Source organism: Streptomyces sp. NPDC005483 (assembly GCF_040606035.1).
In the GTDB taxonomy this organism is placed as follows: domain Bacteria; phylum Actinomycetota; class Actinomycetes; order Streptomycetales; family Streptomycetaceae; genus Streptomyces.
Map to the genome: position 1 here is coordinate 118372 of NZ_JBEXEA010000017.1, position 13084 is coordinate 131455.

A 13084-nucleotide genomic window follows, 5' to 3' on the forward strand; every position below is an offset into this window, starting at 1 on the left:
TCGCAGTCGTCGCGGCTTCCGGCCTGTCCCGGAGCCGTGGCCGGTCGGCCCGGGCGCCGGGCGCTCCCGCTCTCAGGCCGTGTACGACCCGACCAGCAGCCCCGCGTACGCCCCTGCGATCAGGAACGGTCCGAACGGGATCGCCGTCTTGCGCCCCGCCTTGCCCACCAGGACCAGGACACCGCCGTAGAGCGCGCCCAGCAGGAAGCCCGCGAAGGTGCCCAGCAGCACGGTGTCCCAGCCGTACCAGCCCAGGACCGCCCCCGCCCCGAGCGCCAGCTTCACGTCGCCGAAGCCCATGCCGCCGGGGTTGATGCGCCACAGCACGTAGTAGCCGACGCCGAGGGCGAGGGCGCCCCCCAGGGCGTTCAGCCAGGTCCCGGTGTGCTCCGGCACGAAGGAGACGGCCCCGAGCAGGGCGAGCGCGGCGGCCGCGAGGGGGAGGGTGAGCGGGTCGGGCAGTCGTCGTACGCGCAGGTCTACTACGGCGAGCAGGACGCCCACGGGCGCGAGCAGCAGCCAGACGGCGATCTCCGGGCGAGTGCCGGTGGCGGCTGCGAGAGCGGCGCAGAGGAGGGCGGTGACGGTGGGGAGGAGGGCGGTCCCGGGACCGTATGACTGCGACTGCGACTGCGACTGCCGATTGCCGCAGGCCCCGCACCTCGCCCGGCCCAACCAGCCGCCCAGCGGGTGCCCGTGGGGGCACGTCCGGCGCCACGGTTCCCCGGGCGGGACGGAGAAGCGGTAGGCCGCGCGCGGCAGCAGCGCGCCCGCCGCCGCTCCCCACAGTGCGGCCACGACGACGAGCAGTCCGGTCACCGCCCGACCTTCGACATCCGTGCCTCGGGGTATCCCTCGGCCTCGCTCTCCGAGGTGTACTTCAGGTCGTCGCCCACCGTGGTGAGGCGGACGGTGTGGGCGGTGGGGTTGCAGCCGGCGTGGTTGTCCTCGGCGCCGACGGCCGTGGTGACGAGCTCCGTGTCCGTGACCTTCTTCAGGGTGAGGACGTCGGTGCAGACCGCGCCGATCGCGTCGGTCTGCTGCAGGCGGCCCAACTCCTCGCCGACGCCCACCTTCTTGACGGTGATCCGGAAGGTCCCCATCGGCAGGCTCCCGCCGAGACCCGTGCCCTGGCCCTCCCAGGTGCCGAGATAGCGGGCGGGGACCTCGGCCGCCCCGCTGGAAGGCTCGCTCGATGCCTCGCTCGACGGCTCGCCCGACGGTGACGGGGCGGGCGGGGAGGACGCCGACGGCAGGGAGGCCGACGGTACGGACGTCGGCGCCGAGGAGTACGCGTCGCTGCCGGGACCGGAGCTCGCCGAGTCGTCCTGGCCCCGCCCCGGCAGCAGGTCGAACAGGAACACCGAGCCCACGGTCACCGCGGCCAGCGCCCCCGCGACCGCGAGCGCCACGGTGCAGCTCATACGGCGGCCACGCCCGTTGGTGCCGGGTGCGGAGGTGGCGGCCACGGAGACGAAGAGCCGCCCGGGCCGCTTGTCGGCGGGCACGACCGTCTCGTCCGGCACCGCGTCCCGGGGCTCGGGCACAGAGAGTCCGGAGGATCCGGAGGGAGTACCGAGGGGCGTCGGTGGCGTGACCGGATACGCCGGGGGTCCGGCGGCTTCAGCCGGAGGCGCCCCCGCGGACACGACCGGCATCACCGGCGGCGGCCCGAACGCGCCCACCGTGCCCGCCGGACCCCCGCCCACCGAAGGACTGCTGAACTTCACCGGCCCGGACGCCTGCTCCGCCGACCGTTCCCCCGCCGCGTCAAGATTCAGCAGCTGTACGGCACTACGCCCCACCTGCTCGACCAGCGCCCCCGGCAGCCATCCCGCCGCCACCAGCCGCGCCGCGCCCTGCGGAGCCAGCCGCCGGGCCACCTCCCCCGGAGTGGGCCGTTCCTGCGCCGACTTGGCCAGGCAGAGCTCCACGACGTCCCGCAACTCACCGCTCAGTGATCCGAGTTCGGGCTCCTCGTGGACGACCTTGTAGAGGAGGGAGGCGGAGGAGTCCCCGGGGAAGGGCGGTGCCCCCGTGGCCGCGAACGCCAGTACCGCGCCCAGGGAGAAGACGTCCGCCGCGCCCGACACCCCCTTGCTCAGGATCTGTTCGGGGGACATGTAGCCGGGCGAGCCGATGGACACACCGGTCGAGGTGAGGGACGCGGTGCCGTCCGTGGCGCGGGCGATGCCGAAGTCGATGAGCAGCGGGCCGTCGACGGTGAGCAGGACGTTGGAGGGCTTCACGTCCCGGTGGACGAGCCCCAGTTCGTGCACGGCGGCGAGCGCCTCGGCCAGCCCCGCGCCCAGGACCCGCACGGAGTGCTCGGGCAGCGGGCCCCCGTCCGCGACGGCCGAGGACAGGGATGGGCCCGCCGCGTACCCGGTCGCGACCCAGGGCACCGGCGCCTCCGGGTCGGCGTCGAGGACCGGCGCGGTCCAGGCCCCGCCCACTCTGCGCGCCGCGTCCACCTCCCGGCGGAAACGGGCGCGGAACTCCTCGTCGAGCGCGAAGTGCGGATGCACGATCTTGACCGCGACCGTGCGGCCCCCGGCGCTGCGGCCGAGGTAGACCCGGCCCATGCCACCGGACCCCAGGCGGCCGAGCAGCCGGTAGGGGCCCACGGCGGTGGGCTCGTCGACTCCGAGCGGCTGCATGCTGCCTCCCCCATAAGGCCCCTGAAGGTTCGGATGCAGGTTAGGGCTGAAGCAGTTCCACCTTCACGTCACCGGGAAAACCCGTCGTCGGCCCCACCCGCCGCGCGAACTCCGTGACCGCCGCCAACTGCGGGGCTCCGAAGCGGAAGTCCAGCGTCGTGAAGTACTTCTCCAGGACCTTCTCGTCGAAGGCCTCCCAGCGGGCCGCCTGTTCCGCGACCTTGCCGACCTCCTCGAGGGAGAGGTTCCGGGAGGCGAGGAAGGCTTCGTGGACCTTGCGGGTGATGACCGGCTCGCGTTCGAGATAGTCGCGGCGGGCGGCCCAGACGGCGAAGACGAACGGCAGCCCGGTCCACTCCTTCCAGAGCGAGCCGAGGTCGTGGACCTCCAGGCCGAAGCGCGGCCCGTCGAGGAGGTTCGCCCGCAGCGCCGCGTCCCCGATGAGGACGGCCGCCTCCGCCTCCTGCATCATCAGGCTGAGGTCGGGCGGGCAGGTGTAGTACTCGGGCCGGACGCCGTAGCGCTCGGCGAGGAGGAGCTGGGCGAGGCGGACGGAGGTGCGCGAGGTCGACCCGAGGGCCACCCTGGCGCCGTCCAGCTCGTCCAGGGGGACCTGCGAGACGATGACGCAGGACATGACCGGGCCGTCGCAGCCGACGGCGATGTCGGGGAAGGCGACCAGGTCGTCCGCGTTCTTGAGGAACTCGACGAGGGTGATGGGCCCGATGTCGAGATCTCCCTGCACCAGCTTCTCGCTGAGCTTCTCCGGGGTGTCCTTCGTGAGCTCGAAGTCGAGGAGCGTGCCCGTCCTCGCGAGCCCCCAGTACAGGGGCAGGCAGTTCAGGAACTGGATGTGGCCGACGCGCGGCCGGGTGCGAGAATTGTCCACATCGCGACACTAGACCCCTTGAGGTACGCTTCGGAGTTCGACCCCGGGGTCAAGCCCCTTGCGATCTTCAAACATCCGAGTGACGTGATCTTGGCCTCTATTGCTTTCGGCTGCCCGCGTGCTAGGCTCGCCGCAAGTTGCAGTTTGGTTTCCCTTGCAGTACAGAGCCTGCGGAGCATGTAACCGCAGGCTCTAGTCGTATTCAGAAGAATGCAGTTGTGCGGCACTGTTTTCACACTTGCAGGTTCTGGAGCAGGGCAACCCTTTTGGGCCCAAGGAGGGCTTATGGCTACCGGAACCGTGAAGTGGTTCAACGCCGAAAAGGGCTTTGGCTTCATCGCCCAGGAGGGCGGCGGCCCCGACGTCTTCGTCCACTACTCCGCGATCAACGCGAGCGGCTTCCGCTCGCTGGAGGAGAACCAGGCGGTCTCCTTCGACGTGACCCAGGGCCCGAAGGGCCCGCAGGCGGAGAACGTCACCCCCGTCTGAGCGATCCCGTCTCATAGTGATCCCGTCTCATAGGCGCTCCAGCCTCTGATCCGGACCTGAATGCAGTACCCAAGGAGCCCCGCGCCGCACGGCAGCGGGGCTCCTGCCTTTACATGTGCTGCATGACGAGCACGAACGTCGTGCCGGGATCGAGCGCCTCGTAGGAATGGGCCACATCTCCGCGATACGTCATGTAGTCGCCGGGGTCCAGCTCGACCTCCTCCCCGGCCGGTCCCGCCTTCACCCTCCCCGTGCTCACGATCAGGTGCTCCACGGACCCCGGAATGTGCGGCTCCGATTCCCGCACGGCCCCCGGCTCGGCCCGCAGGTGGTAGATGTCCCGCCGCGCTCCGGGCGGGCTCGCGGACAGCAGGGTGGCCGCGTAGTCGGCCCGCTCCGAGGCCACGGTCGGCCCCTGCCCCGCCCTGACCACCTGCACGGACGACACCGGGGGCTCCACCAGCGCGCTGAACGGCACCCCGAGAGCCACTCCCAGCGCCCACAGCGTCTCCACGCTCGGGTTGCCGCTCGCCGCCTCCAGCTGGGACAGCGTGGACTTGGCGATTCCGGCGCGCTTGGCCAGCTCGGAGAGCGAGAGACCGGCGCGCGTACGTTCACGGCGGAGCGCGGCGGCGATCCAGTCCAGGGGGCGTTCGGGCATGCTGTTCGCTCCATCGGTACGTTCGTTCGCCTTGACGAACGAAGGCTCTGGCGTCCAGTGTAGTGAACATGCGTACGGCAGAGCGAACAGCCTTGGTCCGTGACAGTGCGCTCGTCTGGCTCGCGAGCGGGGTCGTGGGCGTCTCCTTCGGCGCGATCGCCGTCACCGGGGGCCTACCGGTGTGGGTGCCGGTGGTGATGTCCCTGCTCGTGTACGCGGGCTCCGCCCAGTTCAGCGCGGTCGGCGTCCTGCTGGCCGGGGGCGGCCCGGTCGCCGCGGCGGCCACCGGGCTCCTCCTGAACACCCGCACTGCGGCCTTCAGCCTGGCCGTCGCCGACCTCCTCGGCCCGGGCCGCCTCACCCGCCTCCTCGGCGCCCATCTCGTCGCCGACGAGCCGGTGGCCTTCGCGCTCGCCCAGGCCGACCCCGCCCGCCGCCGGGCGGCCTTCTGGATCTGCGGGGCCGGCCTGTTCGTCGTGTGGAACACCACCGTCCTGCTGGGCGCGCTGGCCGGCAGCGCCCTGGGCGACACCGCCACCTACGGCCTGGACGCCGCCTTCCCCGCCGTGCTCGTCGCCCTGGTCCTGCCGACCCTGCGCGCGAACTCCGCCGTACGGCGTTCCGCGCTGCTCGGCGCCGCCCTGGCCCTGGCGGTGACGCCGGCGGTCCCGGCGGGGGTGCCGGTGCTGGTGGCGCTGGCGGGACTCGTCGCGTACGGCCGTCGGAGGGCCGCAGCATGAACGCGACGGTCGCCATGATCCTGGTGCTGGCGGTAGGGACGTACGCCTTCCGGCTGGTCGGGCCGGTGCTGCACGGGCGGGTGGAACTGCCGGAGCGGGTGCAGGAGTTGCTGTCGGCAGGGGCGATCGTCCTGCTGGTGGCGCTACTGGTGACCGGGGCGCTGACGGAGGACGGTGGTTTCGCCGGGTGGGCGCGGCCGGCCGGGATTCTGGTGGGGGCCGTGCTGGCGTGGCGGAGGGCGCCGTTCGTGGTGGTGGTGCTGGGGGCGGCGGGCACGACCGCCGTACTGCGGGCGGCCGGTCTGGCGTGAGTGTCAGTGGGGGCCACTAGGGTCCCCGGCCATGACCGACACCGACTTCGTGACCGCCACCCGCACCTTCTACGACGCCATCGCCGAGGACTACGCCGAGCGCTTCTCCGCCGAGATCCCCGGCAAGCCGCTGGACCGGGCGGTGTTCGCCGCGTTCGCCGCACTCGTCGGCGAGGGCGAACCCGTGGCCGACCTGGGCTGCGGCCCCGGGCGGGTCACCGCGCACCTCGCCTCCCTCGGCCTGTCCGTCTTCGGCCTCGACCTGTCGGAGTCGATGCTGGCGATCGCACGCCGGGAGAACCCGGGGCTGCGCTTCGAGCAAGGCTCGATGCTGGACCTCGACCTGCCCGACGGGGCGCTCGCGGGCGTGGTGTCCTGGTACTCCTCCATCCACACCCCTGTGGACGAACTCCCTTCCCTCTTCGCCGAGTTCAGGCGGGTCCTGGCCCCCGGCGGGCATCTGCTCCTCGCGTTCCAGATCGGCGACGAACCCCGCCGCCACGAGAATCCCTGGGGGCACCAGGTGACGCTGGACTTCCTGCGGCGGCAGCCCGACGACATGAGCGAGCTGCTCACGGCGGCGGGGTTCGCGCCCGTGTCCCGGACGGTGCGCGAACCCCTCTCCAACGAGTCGACCAGGCAGGCCGCCCTGATCTTCAGGCGCGACTAGAGCACCCCGGCGATGTCCCGGGCCGCGATGTACCCGAAGGTCATCGCGGGACCGATCGTCGAGCCCGCGCCCGCGTAGCTGTGGCCCATGACGGCCGCGCTGGCGTTCCCGGCGGCGTACAGGCCGGGGACGACGGAGCCGTCGGGTCGCAGGACACGCGCGCGGGCGTCGGTGACCAGGCCGCCCTTGGTCCCCAGGTCTCCCGGGACGAGCCGGAAGGCGTAGTACGGGGGCAGCCAGAGCGGGGCCAGGCAGGAGTTCGGGAGGACGGACGGGTCCGTGTAGTAGTGGTCGTAGGCGCTGTCACCGCGTCCGAAGTCCGGGTCGTCGCCCTTCAGGGCAAGGGAGTTGAAGCGGTCGACGGTGGCGCGGAGGGCTCCTGCCGGGACCCCGATGGACGCGGCGAGGGCGTCGAGCGTCCATTCCTTGTGGGCGGCGCCCGAGCCGTACCAGTCGTCGGGGAGGACGAAGGTCGGCGCGATGTCCCTGAAGAGGTACCGGTTGCGGTAGTTCTGGTCGACGATCAGCCACGCCGGGATGTCCGGGTCGGTCGGGTTCCGGTCGTACATGGTGTGGACGACGTCGCTGTAGGGGGCGGCCTCGTTGACGAACCGCCGACCGGCCGCGTTGACGACGAGGCCGCCGGGGAGGGTGCGTTCGGCGAGGCAGAAGTACGGCTCGTCGGGGAGCGGGATGGCCGGTCCCCACCAGGCGTCGTCCATCAGCGCGACATCGGCGCCGAGTCGCTGCCCGGCCCGGATGCCGTCCCCCGTGTTCTCCTTCGCCCCCACGGTCCACTCCGTGCCGATGGGCGAGCGCTGGTACTGGGCCCGCATCGCCGCGTTGTGCTCGAAGCCGCCCGAGCCGACGATCACGCCCCGGCGGGCACGGAAGAGGCCGGCCGGGGTCACCGCTCCGGCGACGGTGCCGTTCTCGACGTAGAGCTCGGTGAGGGGGGTGCCCAGCCGGACGGGCACGTTCGCGTCCAGGAGCCCCTTCCTCAGGCCGGCCGCCAGGGACTGCCCCATGGTGAGCGGCGTCTGCCCGAGCAGAGCCGCTTTCGTGCCGCGCGCCAGGGCCTCGGCGGCGACGGCGGCGCCCTTGACGCTCACGGCGGACAGGGCGAGCCACTTGTAGTCGGCGCTGAACACGACCAGACCGGCGGGGACGTCGAGGTACGGCGGGTTCAGGCGCGCGAGTTCGGCGCCGAGGAGCTTGCCGTCGAACTGGTCGGGTTCGATGGAGCGGCCGTTCGGCAGGCCGCCCGGGAGCTCGGGGTAGTAGTCGCTGTAGCCCTCCATCCAGCGGAACCGCAGCGGGCTGTTGGCCAGGACGAAGGAGATCATCGCGGGGCCGTGCGCGAGGAAGGCCCGCTGCCGGGCGAGAGGGACGTCCGGGCCCACGACGGCGGCGAGGTAGGCGGCCGCCTTGGCCGGGGTGTCCGGGACTCCGGCGGCGAGGATGACGGGGTTGTTGGGAATCCAGATCCCGGCCCCGGACCGGGCGGCGGACCCGCCGAAGGTGGGCGCCTTCTCCAGCACCACGGTGCTGAGCCCCTGCTTCACGGCGGTGAGCGCGGCGGTCATACCGGCGGCGCCGGAACCGATGACGACGACGTCGTACGTCCCGAGCGGCGGCAGATCGGCGGCGCTCGCGCCCTGTTGCACCCCGGCGGCGACGGCCACCCCGGCGCCGGCGGCCAGCAGGTGTCTTCGGGTCACACTCATGGTCGGGTCCCCCTGCGGTTGGTATGGACGAAGGGTCCGGAACGTCGCGCGGGGGTCTTGAGAAGTCAAGGGGTGTGGAGGGCGGCGAGGGTGTCCTGCCAGGCGGGTTCGCTCAGGAGCGGCCGGAACCGGGTGAACAGGGCGAGGAGTTCGGGCCCCCACTTGGCGCGGAAGTCCCGGTCCCGGCGGGCGAGGTCGAGTTCGTTGGCGGCGGTGAGCTCGGCGAAGTCCCTGCACAGGAGGGGATCGGGGGCGTAGGTCCGCCCGCTGAACCGGTCCCGGAAGCGGGGCTCCAGGAGGTGGGGGTAGGTCGCCTTACGGTCGCAGCTCGCGTAGAAGTGCACGATCGCCTCGGCGTCCGGGCCGATCACGGAGGCGAGTTCCGTACGCCGGTCGAGCGGGAGCAGGCCGGCGGGGAAGCCGTCGGTGCCGTAGAAGGCGTGGCAGAGGCCGGCGAGTCGGAGGGCGGGGCGGGCCTCCCAGAGGGCGAGTTGGGCGTGGACGCGTTCGAGGTGGGCGAGGAGGGTGCCGCCTGGGTGGGGAGTGCGATCGGCGCCGAGCCGCCGTAAGAGGGCTCTGGCTTCGTCTGTGGTGGACACCGGACTCCTCGGCAGTGGGCGTGGGTTGGGTCGGCACCCGCTCCCCCCGGGTTGGGAGCGGGTTGCCGCCCGGGCCCTGAGGAGATCGTCGTACGGGCGCTTGCCCCAGTCAATCCTAAGGATTTGTCGCTGGACCCAAGTGTTAGCTTGGGGCCATGACCCTGGACGACCTGCGTGTGTTCGTGGCCGTGTGCCGCGCCGGAAGCCTCAGTGCGGTGGCCCGCGAGCTGGACTGCACGCAGTCCGCGGTGAGTCAGCATGTGAAGCGGCTGGAGCGGGAGACGGGGATCAGCCTGCTGGAGCGGCAGCCTCGGGGAGTCGTACCGACGCAGGCCGGGCGGGTGCTGGAGGCGGCCGCGGCGGAGGGCATCGCGGGCCTGGATCTCGCCCTGCGCCGCCTGCGCGAACTGGTCGACGGGGAGATTGGGTCGGTCCGGGTGGCGACGGGCGCGACGACCGTACGGCACTTCATGTCGGAAGCGGTGGTGTCCTTCCGGCAGCAACACCCGGACGTCAGCCTGGAGTTCAGGACCGAGAGCTCCAGCCGGGCCTGCTTCGACGCGCTGGCCGACAGCAGTCTCGACCTGGCGTGGATCACGCTCGGGACGCCGGTGCGGGGCATAGAACAGCGGCCGGTGATGGAGCTGCCGTGGGTGCTGGCGGTACGGGCCGACGACCCGTTCGCCCGGCGCGCCCACGTGGAGCCGGCCGACCTGTCCGGCCTACGGCTGATCCGCCTTCCCCCGAACTCCACCTCCGCCGCCCATCTGGACGCGGCCTGCGCGGAGTTGGGCGTCCGGTTCGCCTTCGACACGAGCGTGGCGGACTGGGACACGGCGCTGCTGCTGGCCGAACTGGGGCTGGGGCGGGCGGTGGTGCCCGCACTGCCCGGCCTGGACGTACCGGGCCGGGGGGACCTGCGGCTGGTCCCCCTCCCCGCCCTGCGTCCGCTGTCCGTCGGCTGGGCGGTACGGCGCTGGGACGCGCTGTCGCCGCTGGCGCGGGCGTTCGCGGACACGGTGGTGCGGTCCTGCCGCACCGAGGCCACCCACGACTGATCCTCCTCACGGCCCGAGCCCGATCTCGGCCCACACCGTCTTGCCGACGTCCCGCTCCGTGACGCCCCAGGTGTCGGCGAGGAGGGTGACGAGGATCAGGCCGCGGCCGTGTTCGCCGTCCGTGTCCCGCACGAACCTGAGCCTGCGGTCGCCTCGCGCGTCGCTCACCTCGATACGCAGCGTGTTCTCCGGGAGGAGCAGGAGGCGCAGCTCGAAGTCCCTTCCTGGGACGCGGCCGTGGGTCACCGCGTTGGCGGCGAGCTCGGCGACCAGGTGCTGCGCGGTGTCGTTCACGTCGGAGTCGTGGGGGTGGCCCCAGGCGGTGAGCTGGGTGGCGGTGAGTCTGCGGGCCAGGCGGGCGCCTCTCGGGGTGGCGCTCAGACGCTGGGTCAGTTCGTCGGTGGGGGTGGAGATTTCGGCGTTCACGTGACTCAGCGTGCTGGGTTGAATCTACGCTGACCAGGAGCGACTCGGCGACGCTGAGTAGCTGTACGGCTGCGGTGGGTTCGGTGTACGGGCTGTCGGGCGGGAGGGGTGGGGCGCGTGGGTGAGCGGAGGCCGGAGACGCCTGCGGAGGCGGACGGTACGGCGGGGTTGTTCGTCGCGCTCGGCAAGATGGTGAAGCTTCTGCGTGAGCGGAAGGGGCTCACGCAGAAGGAGTTCGGGGAGCTGGTGGGGTACGGCCCGGACGCCATCTCCGCCATGGAGCGGGGGGTGCGGACGCTGCGCCCCGAGGTGCTGGAGAAGGCCGACGAACTCCTTGATGCCGGGGGCCTGTTGAAGGAGGTCGTCCCGGAGGTCGAGGAGGCGATGGCGAAGACCCGGACGCGCCATCCGGAGTGGTACCGGAGTTATGCCGGGTTGGAGGCTGAGGCGGTCGAGCTGCACTTCTATGCCAGCAACGGGGTGCCGGGGTTGTTGCAGACCCAGGACCACGCCTGGGCCGTATTCGCGAAAAGGCGCCCATTTCTCGATGGGGAGACGATCGAGAAGCGGGTGACCGACCGGCTCTCTCGACAGCAGGTCTTCGAGCGTTCGCCGGTGCCGATCGTGAGCTACGTTCTCGAAGAGGTCCTGCTGGACCGGCCGATCGGCGGCCCCCGCGTGCACGCCGATCAGCTTCGACGCCTGCTGCACGTCGGACGCATGCAGAACGTCGAGATCCAGGTCATGCCGACCTGCGTAGAGGAACACCCCAACCTGGGTGGTGCGTTCAACCTACTGACACCCAAGAGGTACGGGCAGGTGGCGTACACGGAGGTGCAGGGGTACCCCCGGCTGATCACTGAATCCGAAGAGGTCCGGAAGATCGCAGACCGCTATGGGATCATGCGGGCGATGGCCCTGTCTCCATCGGAATCACGGAAGTTGATCGAGCAGAAGCTGGAGGAGCTATGAACATCGAGCGGCTCGCCTGGTTCAAGTCCAGCTACAGCGACGGCGAGGGCGGCGAATGCCTGGAAGTCGCCGTCACCCCCCACACCATCCACCTCCGCGACTCCAAGCACCCCACCGGCCCGAACGTCACCGTCTCCCCCACCGCTTGGGCCCCCTTCCTGGCCGACGTCTCCAGGTGACCGCGAAGGTCAGCGGAGGGACTGGAATTGGTCAAGACCTCTCCTGGCCCTCTGGTCACACGAGGAGTACGCGGGTTCACTGCGCCGCATGAGACGACCACCCCTGCGGCGCACCGTCGCCCTCCTCACCGCCGCCCTCGCCTCACTCGCCCTCGCGGCGGGGACGGCGGCCGCCGACACCCCCGTGCCCGCCGAGTTCGGCACCGACTACCACGACCCCGTCACCGCCGCCCCGCCGATCAGCACCCCGCACACCCGGGCCTGCGAAGTCACCGTTGCGGAGGCGCAGTTCAAGGACTTCACGCCGTACACGGGGACGTACACACCGCCGACCGGTTGCGGCAGGCCCGGCCGGTGGTCGAAGGTCGTGCTGCGGATGGACGGCACCGTGAAGGGGCGGCAGTTCGACCGGCTGGGGTACCTCGACATCGGCGGGGTGCAGGTGTTCCGGACGTCGACCCCGGAGCCCTCGCAGGACGGGATCGGCTGGTCCGTCGAGAAGGACGTGACCGAGTACGAGAGGACGCTGAGCAGCGCCCAGTCCGTGGACATGCTCATCGGCAACGTTGTCGACGGCACCTACACGGGCGTGCTGAACGTCAAGGTGACGCTCACCTTCTACGCCCCCGGGCCCGACCGCACCACGGACGCTCCCGACCAAGTCATCCCCCTCAGCGCCGGCGACAGCGTCACCACCGGGGCCTCCCTCACCGTCCCCCGCAACTCCGAGCGCGTCCTCGCCGAGGTGTACGCGACCGGGTCGGGCGGTGGCTGCGAGGAGTTCTGGTACTCGGCCACGACCCCGAAGGCGTCGTACTCCTGCCAGGGTGGGGAGGACGGGCCGTACCGTGAGGTGCAGGTGAGCGTCGACGGGAGGGTCGCCGGGATCGCGTCCCCGTACCCGAACGTGTGGACCGGCGGCTGGTCGCCCTACCTGTGGTCGGTGATCCCCTCCCCCACCGCCTTCGACGTACGTCCGCTCACCTTCGACCTGACCCCCTTCGCCGGGCTCCTCGACGACGGCAGGGCGCACACCGTGGACGTGAAGGTGGTCGGCGTGCCGGCCGGGCAGACCGGGTGGAGCGCGCCGACCAACGTCCTGGTGTGGCAGGACGCGCACAGGTCGGCACTGAAGGGGGCCGTCACGTCGTACGAGAGGACCGAGCCGGCCGTGAGCAACGACTTCACCGACGGCTCACTGCGGCACCTGGTCACTGCAGGCAAGGACCGGCTCAAGGTCACCGGCTACCTCGACACCTCCCACGGCCGGGTCACCACGACCGTGGAGCGCACCCTCAGCACGGCCATCGACCACCAGTGGACGCCCGACGAGAACACGGACGACATGAGCGGCACATGGAGCGATCACCAGGTCGTCACCCGCAACGGGCACGTGGCCCGCACGGATCGCGACTACGCCCTGGACGGCCGCGCCACCATCGACGCCGCGAACCGTCTGCGGGTCGTCATGTCCGTCGCCGACCGGGCCCGTCTCGGCGCCACCCGGGTCGACGACAGCTACCACGGCGACGCCACCTTCACGCTCGGCGTGGCACGCGAGGACCGGCACGCGGTGGCCACGACGAGCGAGCGGTACCGGCTGAGCGGGCCCGGCGTGCACTACGACCACACGCTGGCGACCGAGCAGGGCGTGCTGACGAGGGACGTCCTGCGCTGACCGCGCTCGCACGGCCTCAGCGCTC

15 protein-coding genes are annotated in these 13084 nt (G+C 71.6%); 8 read left to right on the forward strand and 7 right to left on the reverse strand.

The window, feature by feature from the left end; translation table 11 throughout:
* Positions 1–72: 72 nt before the first annotated feature.
* From ABZT06_RS30030 to ABZT06_RS30040, 3 genes are read right to left on the reverse strand one after another with little or no spacing between them, the layout of a single operon-like run.
* A complete protein-coding gene (locus ABZT06_RS30030; RefSeq protein WP_355747668.1) occupies positions 73–819 on the reverse strand; it encodes an A24 family peptidase in 747 nt (248 codons plus the stop codon).
* Positions 816–2660, reverse strand: a complete 1845-nt coding sequence (locus ABZT06_RS30035) for a serine/threonine-protein kinase (protein WP_355747671.1) — start codon at positions 2658–2660, stop codon at positions 816–818. The genes ABZT06_RS30030 and ABZT06_RS30035 overlap by 4 nt, the downstream gene beginning before the upstream one ends.
* 40 nt (positions 2661–2700) lie before the next feature.
* Complete coding sequence (locus ABZT06_RS30040) at positions 2701–3549, reverse strand: menaquinone biosynthesis protein (RefSeq protein WP_355747674.1); 849 nt, start codon at positions 3547–3549, stop codon at positions 2701–2703.
* 285 nt (positions 3550–3834) lie between these two features.
* Between ABZT06_RS30040 and ABZT06_RS30045 the strand changes: the two genes are divergently transcribed.
* Positions 3835–4038, forward strand: a complete 204-nt coding sequence (locus ABZT06_RS30045) for a cold-shock protein (protein ID WP_003998944.1) — start codon at positions 3835–3837, stop codon at positions 4036–4038.
* Between the two features lie 109 nt (positions 4039–4147).
* Here the strand turns inward: ABZT06_RS30045 and ABZT06_RS30050 are convergent, their stop codons facing one another.
* Positions 4148–4699 carry an XRE family transcriptional regulator gene (locus ABZT06_RS30050; RefSeq protein WP_355747677.1) on the reverse strand — a complete coding sequence of 184 codons (552 nt, stop codon included), beginning with the start codon at positions 4697–4699 and terminating at the stop codon, positions 4148–4150.
* Between the two features lie 68 nt (positions 4700–4767).
* On the opposite strand from ABZT06_RS30050, the gene ABZT06_RS30055 reads away from it, so the two are divergent.
* Genes ABZT06_RS30055 through ABZT06_RS30065 form a run of 3 tightly spaced genes read left to right on the forward strand, consistent with a single transcriptional unit; the run spans position 4768 to position 6420 of the window.
* Positions 4768–5439: an AzlC family ABC transporter permease gene (locus ABZT06_RS30055; RefSeq protein ID WP_355747680.1), complete on the forward strand. Its 672-nt coding sequence runs from the start codon at positions 4768–4770 to the stop codon at positions 5437–5439.
* Positions 5436–5750, forward strand: a complete 315-nt coding sequence (locus tag ABZT06_RS30060) for an AzlD domain-containing protein (RefSeq protein WP_355747683.1) — start codon at positions 5436–5438, stop codon at positions 5748–5750. The genes ABZT06_RS30055 and ABZT06_RS30060 overlap by 4 nt, the downstream gene beginning before the upstream one ends.
* 31 nt (positions 5751–5781) lie before the next feature.
* Positions 5782–6420, forward strand: coding sequence for a class I SAM-dependent methyltransferase (locus ABZT06_RS30065; RefSeq protein ID WP_355747686.1), 639 nt, complete (start codon positions 5782–5784; stop codon positions 6418–6420).
* On the opposite strand, the gene kstD is transcribed toward ABZT06_RS30065, so the two are convergent.
* Positions 6417–8147 carry a 3-oxosteroid 1-dehydrogenase gene (gene kstD / locus ABZT06_RS30070; protein ID WP_355747689.1) on the reverse strand — a complete coding sequence of 577 codons (1731 nt, stop codon included), beginning with the start codon at positions 8145–8147 and terminating at the stop codon, positions 6417–6419. The genes ABZT06_RS30065 and kstD overlap by 4 nt on opposite strands.
* A 65-nt stretch (positions 8148–8212) precedes the next feature.
* Positions 8213–8746: a DUF6817 domain-containing protein gene (locus tag ABZT06_RS30075; RefSeq protein WP_355747692.1), complete on the reverse strand. Its 534-nt coding sequence runs from the start codon at positions 8744–8746 to the stop codon at positions 8213–8215.
* A gap of 155 nt (positions 8747–8901) precedes the next feature.
* Here ABZT06_RS30075 and ABZT06_RS30080 point away from each other — a divergent pair, with 155 nt between their 5' ends.
* Positions 8902–9804 (forward strand): LysR family transcriptional regulator, encoded by a 903-nt coding sequence (locus tag ABZT06_RS30080; protein ID WP_355747695.1) that lies wholly within the window; start codon positions 8902–8904, stop codon positions 9802–9804.
* 6 nt (positions 9805–9810) lie between these two features.
* Here the strand turns inward: ABZT06_RS30080 and ABZT06_RS30085 are convergent, their stop codons facing one another.
* On the reverse strand, positions 9811–10230 hold the full coding sequence (locus ABZT06_RS30085; RefSeq protein WP_355747698.1) for an ATP-binding protein: 420 nt from the start codon (positions 10228–10230) through the stop codon (positions 9811–9813).
* Between the two features lie 117 nt (positions 10231–10347).
* On the opposite strand from ABZT06_RS30085, the gene ABZT06_RS30090 reads away from it, so the two are divergent.
* The 3 genes from ABZT06_RS30090 (at position 10348) to ABZT06_RS30100 (ending at position 13059) form a co-directional block, all read left to right on the forward strand.
* Positions 10348–11202, forward strand: coding sequence for a helix-turn-helix transcriptional regulator (locus tag ABZT06_RS30090; protein WP_355747701.1), 855 nt, complete (start codon positions 10348–10350; stop codon positions 11200–11202).
* A complete protein-coding gene (locus ABZT06_RS30095; protein WP_355747704.1) occupies positions 11199–11381 on the forward strand; it encodes a DUF397 domain-containing protein in 183 nt (60 codons plus the stop codon). The genes ABZT06_RS30090 and ABZT06_RS30095 overlap by 4 nt, the downstream gene beginning before the upstream one ends.
* An 88-nt stretch (positions 11382–11469) precedes the next feature.
* Positions 11470–13059 (forward strand): peptide-N4-asparagine amidase, encoded by a 1590-nt coding sequence (locus tag ABZT06_RS30100; RefSeq protein ID WP_355747707.1) that lies wholly within the window; start codon positions 11470–11472, stop codon positions 13057–13059.
* Positions 13060–13084: the final 25 nt, after the last annotated feature.

Bases quoted from the DNA above. Each gene is read 5' to 3' on its own strand.
- ABZT06_RS30035 (WP_355747671.1), bottom strand. From the start codon at position 2,660: ATGCAGCCGCTCGGAGTCGACGAGCCCACCGCCGTGGGCCCCTACCGG.
- ABZT06_RS30045 (WP_003998944.1), top strand. From the start codon at position 3,835: ATGGCTACCGGAACCGTGAAGTGGTTCAACGCCGAAAAGGGCTTTGGC.
- ABZT06_RS30050 (WP_355747677.1), bottom strand. From the start codon at position 4,699: ATGCCCGAACGCCCCCTGGACTGGATCGCCGCCGCGCTCCGCCGTGAA.
- ABZT06_RS30055 (WP_355747680.1), top strand. From the start codon at position 4,768: ATGCGTACGGCAGAGCGAACAGCCTTGGTCCGTGACAGTGCGCTCGTC.
- ABZT06_RS30060 (WP_355747683.1), top strand. From the start codon at position 5,436: ATGAACGCGACGGTCGCCATGATCCTGGTGCTGGCGGTAGGGACGTAC.
- ABZT06_RS30065 (WP_355747686.1), top strand. From the start codon at position 5,782: ATGACCGACACCGACTTCGTGACCGCCACCCGCACCTTCTACGACGCC.
- kstD (WP_355747689.1), bottom strand. From the start codon at position 8,147: ATGAGTGTGACCCGAAGACACCTGCTGGCCGCCGGCGCCGGGGTGGCC.
- ABZT06_RS30080 (WP_355747695.1), top strand. From the start codon at position 8,902: ATGACCCTGGACGACCTGCGTGTGTTCGTGGCCGTGTGCCGCGCCGGA.
- ABZT06_RS30095 (WP_355747704.1), top strand. From the start codon at position 11,199: ATGAACATCGAGCGGCTCGCCTGGTTCAAGTCCAGCTACAGCGACGGC.
- ABZT06_RS30100 (WP_355747707.1), top strand. From the start codon at position 11,470: ATGAGACGACCACCCCTGCGGCGCACCGTCGCCCTCCTCACCGCCGCC.